At 70.4% G+C, this 2,402-nt stretch carries 3 protein-coding genes; 2 read left to right on the forward strand and 1 reads right to left on the reverse strand.

The window, feature by feature from the left end:
- On the reverse strand, positions 1-105 hold a 105-nt coding region (locus tag I0Q12_RS22090), incomplete at its 3' end, for an RNA-binding S4 domain-containing protein (RefSeq protein ID WP_197254745.1).
- Positions 106-283: 178 nt separating this feature from the next.
- Between I0Q12_RS22090 and I0Q12_RS22095 the strand changes: the two genes are divergently transcribed.
- Complete coding sequence (locus tag I0Q12_RS22095; RefSeq protein WP_197254747.1) at positions 284-1,654, forward strand: deoxyribodipyrimidine photo-lyase; 1,371 nt, start codon at positions 284-286, stop codon at positions 1,652-1,654.
- Positions 1,655-1,721: 67 nt separating this feature from the next.
- Positions 1,722-2,402: NAD-dependent epimerase/dehydratase family protein (locus I0Q12_RS33530; RefSeq protein ID WP_231611206.1), on the forward strand; the 681-nt coding region annotated here is incomplete at its 3' end.

Raw genomic sequence — 2,402 nt, forward strand, 5'->3', positions numbered from 1 at the left:
GACCTCCTTCGCCTCGGCCCCGGATTCGATGAGGTTCGCGAGCTTCAGGAATTGGCCGAGCCGGATCGACTCGTCGCGGATGGGTACTTCGTAGGCGTCGGACATGACTCCCATTCTCTCCGAGGCGGGAGGCTTCGACGATTCGCGGGCCCCGCGGAGTAGCCGCAGATCGGAAAGACAGCGGCGCGCTGCCGCCAGCGCGCGGCTGTCTACCTCGTCTGCGGGTTCTGCGGGGCTGCCCAAGTCATATGTCGTCGTGTGCCGATCCGGGCACACTGGACGGGTGAGTAGCCCCGCACTGGTCTGGTTCCGCCGCGACCTGCGGCTGCAGGACCTGCCCACCCTGCTGTCTGCCGCCGACACGGCAGACAGCGCGGCCGCGGTGTTCGTGCTCGACGACCGGCTGCTGCGGCCCTGCCCGCGCACCGCCTTCCTGCTGCGGTGCCTGCGCGCTTTCGACGACGACCTCGACGGACGCCTGCTCGTCGTCCGCGGGGATCCGGTGACGGTGATCCCTCGGCTCGCCCGCGACCTCGACGCGGCATCGGTCCACCTCAGCGCCGATTACGCCCCGTACGGGTCGCGCCGGGACCGGGCCGTCGAGGATGCCCTCGGCGACGTGCCGCTCGTGCGGACGGGATCGCCCTACGCGGTCTCACCGGGCAGGATCCTCAAGGGCGACGGCAGCCCGTACCGGGTCTTCACGCCGTTCCGGAAGGCATGGCTCGAGCACGGGTGGCGGGCACCGGCCCGTACCGGCGCGTCGACGGTGGCGTGGATCGACCCGGACGGCGTCGACGGCAGAACGTCGATACCGGCCGACGACGACAGCCTCGGGGTCGCGTTGCCGCCCGCCGGAGAGGCAGCGGCACGGAAACGCTGGCAGCAGTTCCGCGACGACGCGCTGGACCGGTACGACAGCGACCGGGACCGCCCGGACCTGGACGGCACCAGCCGGCTGTCTCCGTACCTGAAGTTCGGGTGCGTGCATCCGCGCACCCTGCTGCACGACCTGCGCGACCGTTCCGATCCCGGCGCGACGACACTGCGCAGCGAACTGTGCTGGCGCGACTTCTACGCCGACGTGCTGCACCACCGCCCGGACACCGCCCGCCGCAACTACAACGACCGGTTCGACAACATCCGCTACGACACCGGCCCGGAAGCGGACCGCGCGTTCACCGCGTGGAAGCAGGGTCGCACCGGATTCCCGATCGTGGACGCCGGCATGCGCCAGCTGCTCGCGGAGGGCTGGATGCACAACCGGGTGCGGATGATCGTCGCCTCGTTCCTCACGAAGGATCTGCACCTGCCGTGGTGGTGGGGCGCCCGGCACTTCATGGATCACCTCGTCGACGGCGATCTGGCCTCCAACCAGCACGGATGGCAGTGGACGGCCGGGTGCGGCACCGACGCGGCACCCTACTTCCGGGTGTTCAACCCGACCACCCAGGGCGAGAAGTTCGACCCGACGGGTGACTACGTACGCCGTTGGGTACCCGAACTGCGCGGCATTCCCGGCAAGGGGGTGCACCGGCCGCCGACCGGCACGTCACCGAACGGATCGTCCCCGGGCTATCCGGACCCGATCGTCGACCACACACACGAACGGCAGGTCGCGCTGGCCCGGTACGGCGAGATCGCGAGACGGTAGATCCACCCATCCGGGGACACCGCCGCCCCGAACCACCGGATACGACGAAGCTGATACGGAGGGGACCATGGGCATCGAGTATTCGAGCATCGTCGACGTGCCGCGCGACGAGGTCTTCGCCTGGCACGCCCGGCCGGGTGCGATCCAGCGGCTGATGCCGCCGTGGCAGCCGATGCGGGTGATCGCGGAGGCGGATTCGCTCGCCGACGGCCGCGCGGTGCTGGGCCTTCCCGGAGGCCTGCGGTGGATCGCCGACCACCGGCCCGAAGACTACGATCCGCCCGCGCGCTTCGTCGACGAACTGGGCCGCGACGGTCTCACCTCGCTGCCCGCCGGTCTCGTCGCATCGTGGCGGCACGAGCACATCTTCGAGGCGGTCGGCCGCGGCCGCACCCGCATCGTCGACCGGGTGGACACCCCGATCCCGGAAAAGCTTCTGCTGCAGACCTTCCGCTACCGGCACCGGCAGATCGCCGACGACCTGGACGCACACCGCTGGGCCCAGTCGCAGGGTGTGCGACCGGTGACGGTCGCGGTCACCGGGACCTCCGGGCTGGTCGGCACCGCACTGACCGCGTTCCTGACCAGCGGCGGATACCGGGTGATCCGGCTCGTGCGCCGAGCACCCCGCGATCACCACGAGCGGCAATGGAATCCGCAGGAGCCAGCCGAGGATCTGCTCGAAGGCGTGGACGCCGTCGTGCATCTGGCGGGTGCGTCCATCGGGGGACGATTCACCGACGAGCAC

The organism is Rhodococcus sp. CX (assembly GCF_015865005.1).
Classification (GTDB): Bacteria; Actinomycetota; Actinomycetes; order Mycobacteriales; family Mycobacteriaceae; genus Rhodococcus.